Consider the following 3,874-nt stretch of genomic DNA (forward strand, 5'->3'; position numbering starts at 1 on the left):
AACGCTTGCGCAAGCGTTTACGTCCGCCGTCGAGGCCACCCCCACCCACATCCCGTTCAATCACCGACCGCTATCGTTGGAAGGTACCACCCCTCATCCGCACCCGAGCCTTTGACCAGTGGAGACCCCATGTCCGCCCGACCTTCCCTGAGCCGCCGTACCGTCCTGCGAGGGGCGGCCCTCGCGCCGGTCGCCGGGCTCGGGCTCGCGGCCTGTGCCCCGGAGGGCGGGGCGCCGGCCGGTGCGCCCACCGCGCCGGTCGAGCTCGGCGCGGAGACCGAGGTCACGAAGGGGAGCGCCAGGCTGTACCGCGATCACAACGTGGTGGTCAGCCGGGCCGAGGACGGCTCGTTGAAGGCGTACAGCACGATCTGCACGCACGCGGCGTGCCCCATCAACAAGCTGGAGGGGACGAAACTCGTCTGCCCCTGCCACGGCAGCGAGTTCGACGCCACGACCGGCGAGGTGCTGCACGCCCCGGCCACCGTGCCGCTGAGCGAGCTCCCGGTCAGGACCGAGAACGGCAGGATCGTGGCCGGGCCGGGAGCCTGATCTACCGGAGGATCCCCGGCAGAACCTGACGAAGCACTGCTACTCCCAGTCCCAGCCGATGCCGACGATCCCCGACCGCACCCGGGGCTCGACGAGGTGCACCGAATGGTGGCGGCCCGTGAGCGGCAGCTCCTGGCGGCCGCTGCGCGGGGCCGCCGCCGACTGCTGGGTGAACCGGTGGCAGCGCACCGGCAGGGCGTTCTCGTCGAACCGCACCTGAAGGGCGTACTGGCCGCCGGCGGGGCCGAAGCCGCGGACGTACTCGCGCGAGACGCCGGCGGTGCCGTCCTCGACGCCGTAGCGGAAGAGGTAGGTGTCGCCGGCCCGCAGCCGGGTGTCGAAGAGCAGCTCGGCGACGAGCACCCCGGTCTCGTGGTGCCAACGGATGCGTCCTGTGCGGCAGTTCTCCAGTGCGTGCACCCTCACCCGCTCCGGTACGCATCCGGGGTCGCCGTGGTGGACGGCCACGAAGCGGTCGACGCCCTCCCGGTGGGCGCGCACGATGTGGTGCGACTCGCGTCCCATGAGCTCGCGACCCGCCCCGATCCGTACGTGCTCGTGGTGCCCGAGCATGTGCAGCCCGCCGTCGAGGGGCGCGTCCAGCTCGGCGAGCAGCCGTTCCAGGACGCCCGAGGCCTCGACGAGGGCGCGGTAGGAGCGGGCCCCTCGGCGCCGCGCGGAGACCCGCTCGTCGGTGTCGGAGAGCAGCCGGATCAGCGACTCCTCGGGTAGCTGGAGGATCTCCTCCAGGGCCCGTACGGCACGCAGCGACTCGGGGCGCTGGGGGCGCCGGGCGCCCTGCTGCCAGTAACTCAGGCTGGTGACGCCGACCTTCACGCCGTACCGCGACAGATGGTGCTGCACGCGCTGCAGGGGCAGTCCGCGGGCGGCTATCGCGGCGCGCAGCGCGACGTGGAAGGGGCCGCCTTGCAGGGCCGTGTCCAGTTCCGCGGCGGCGGCGACGTCTTCGGCGGCGTCGGCGGCGGTGTCCGCGTGCTGTGTGGCGTGCGGCATGCAGGGGCCTTTCTGTGCTGGATCACAACGGCTGGTCAGACCATTCGCGCGGGTGTCGGGTCCCCCTGCCGGCGTCGGGGCTTCTTCACATCCGTACGCCGCCGTCCCGAGTTCCCCCGCATTGAAGCGTGTTGACCATGCCTCGACAACACCTGATGCCCAACCGTGGCGTCCTCTTGGCCGAGCTTCGACCGGTGTCCTCGGACGGGCGTCCGCCGGCCACCCCGTAGGACCTGCGGGCGTTGTCCACAGGCTCGCCGGAGTGTCACTGCTCGCCAGTAGGGTGTGAGACATGGCCGACCCTTCCAGCTACCGCCCCAAGCCGGGACAGATCCCGGACTCTCCCGGGGTGTACAGGTTCCGTGACGAGCACCGCCGGGTGATCTACGTCGGAAAGGCGAAGAGCCTGCGCCAGCGCCTGGCCAACTACTTCCAGGACCTGGCGGGACTGCACCCGCGCACCCGGACCATGGTCACCACGGCCGCGTCCGTGGAGTGGACGGTGGTGTCCACGGAGGTCGAGGCGCTGCAGCTGGAGTACTCCTGGATCAAGGAGTTCGACCCCCGGTTCAACGTCAAGTACCGCGACGACAAGAGCTACCCCTACCTCGCGGTGACGATGAACGAGGAGTTCCCGCGAGTGCAGGTGATGCGCGGGCATAAGAAGAAGGGCGTGCGCTATTTCGGGCCGTACGCGCACGCGTGGGCCATCCGCGACACCGTCGACCTGCTCCTGCGCGTCTTCCCGGTGCGCACCTGCTCGACCGGAGTCTTCAAGAACGCCGCCCGCACCGGCCGCCCCTGCCTGCTCGGCTACATCGGCAAGTGCTCCGCCCCCTGCGTCGGCCGGGTCGACGCCGAGGAGCACCGGGACCTGGCGGAGGAGTTCTGCGACTTCATGACCGGCCGCACGGGCACCTACCTGCGCCGCCTCGAGAAGCAGATGACCGAGGCGGCCGAGGAGCTGGAGTACGAGCGGGCGGCCCGGCTGCGCGATGACATCGACGCCCTGAAGAAGGCCATGGAGAAGAACGCGGTCGTGCTCGCGGACGCGACCGATGCCGACCTGATCGCGGTCGCCGAGGACGAGCTCGAAGCGGCCGTGCAGATCTTCCACGTCCGCGGCGGACGCGTCCGCGGTCAGCGCGGCTGGGTGACCGACAAGGTCGAGGAGATCACCACCGGCGCCCTCGTCGAGCACGCCCTCCAGCAGCTGTACGGGGAGGAGAACGGTGACGCCGTCCCCAAGGAGGTCCTCGTCCCCGCCCTGCCCGACCCGGTGGAGCCGGTGCAGGAGTGGCTGACCGGGCGCCGGGGATCGATCGTCTCGCTGCGCATCCCCCAGCGCGGCGACAAGAAGGCGCTGATGGAGACCGTGCAGCGCAACGCCCAGCAGGCGCTCGTCCTGCACAAGACCAAGCGCGCCTCCGACCTGACCACGCGCTCGCGCGCCCTGGAGGAGATCGCCGACGCCCTCGAGCTGGACAGCGCACCGCTCAGGATCGAGTGCTACGACATCTCGCACCTCCAGGGCGACGACGTGGTGGCGTCCATGGTCGTCTTCGAGGACGGGCTGCAACGCAAGAGCGAGTACCGGCGCTTCCAGATCAAGGGCTTCCGCGGGCAGGACGACGTCCGCTCCATGCACGAGGTGATCACCCGCCGCTTCCGGCGCTACCTCGCCGAGAAGGAGAAGACCGGCGAGTGGGCCGAGGGCGAGCCCGACCTCACGAACGGCACCGCGGACGCCGCCGGAAACGGCGCACCCACCGCCTTCACCGAGGACGACGGCCGCCCCAAGCGCTTCGCCTACCCCCCGCAGCTGGTCGTTGTCGACGGCGGAAAGCCGCAGGTCATGGCGGCCAAGCGGGCCCTGGACGAGCTCGGCATCGACGACATCGCCGTGTGCGGCCTCGCCAAGCGCCTGGAGGAGGTCTGGCTGCCGGACGACGACGACCCGGTCGTCCTGCCCCGCACCAGCGAAGGCCTCTACCTGCTGCAACGCGTCCGCGACGAGGCCCACCGGTTCGCGATCACCTACCAGCGGACCAAGCGCGCCAAGCGCTTCCGGTCGAGCCCCCTGGACGACGTCCCCGGGCTCGGCGAAACACGCAAACAGGCGCTGATCAAGCACTTCGGGTCGGTGAAGAAGCTGCGATCCGCGACAATCGACAAAATCTGTGAGGTTCCGGGCATAGGCCGCAAAACGGCCGAGACCATCGCCGTGGCCCTTGCCCAGGCGGTTCCGGCCGCGCCCGCCGTGAACACGGCGACCGGAGAGATCATGGATGACGTGGAAGACGGGGCA

The 3,874-nt window shown here is 70.4% G+C and carries 3 protein-coding genes; 2 read left to right on the top strand and 1 reads right to left on the bottom strand.

Going from position 1 to position 3,874, the window contains the following annotated elements; genetic code table 11:
- Positions 1-129: 129 nt before the first annotated feature.
- Entirely contained in the window at positions 130-552 is a 423-nt protein-coding gene (locus ACTWQJ_RS47915; RefSeq protein ID WP_443312654.1) for a Rieske 2Fe-2S domain-containing protein, read from the top strand.
- 39 nt (positions 553-591) lie between these two features.
- Here ACTWQJ_RS47915 and ACTWQJ_RS47920 read toward each other — a convergent pair whose 3' ends face one another.
- The gene (locus tag ACTWQJ_RS47920) at positions 592-1,566 is read right to left on the bottom strand and encodes a hypothetical protein (protein WP_443312655.1); all 975 of its coding nucleotides are present in this window, start codon (positions 1,564-1,566) and stop codon (positions 592-594) included.
- A 292-nt stretch (positions 1,567-1,858) separates the two neighbouring features.
- Here ACTWQJ_RS47920 and uvrC point away from each other — a divergent pair.
- A partial coding sequence (gene uvrC / locus ACTWQJ_RS47925; protein ID WP_443312656.1) for an excinuclease ABC subunit UvrC occupies positions 1,859-3,874 on the top strand: 2,016 nt, incomplete at its 3' end.

It is taken from the genome of Streptomyces sp. KR55 (assembly GCF_052245645.1).
Lineage (GTDB): Bacteria > Actinomycetota > Actinomycetes > Streptomycetales > Streptomycetaceae > Streptomyces > Streptomyces flavusporus.

Excerpts from the sequence above, each read along its gene's own strand:
- ACTWQJ_RS47915 (WP_443312654.1), top strand. The coding sequence starts at position 130 with ATGTCCGCCCGACCTTCCCTGAGCCGCCGTACCGTCCTGCGAGGGGCG.
- ACTWQJ_RS47920 (WP_443312655.1), bottom strand. The coding sequence starts at position 1,566 with ATGCCGCACGCCACACAGCACGCGGACACCGCCGCCGACGCCGCCGAA.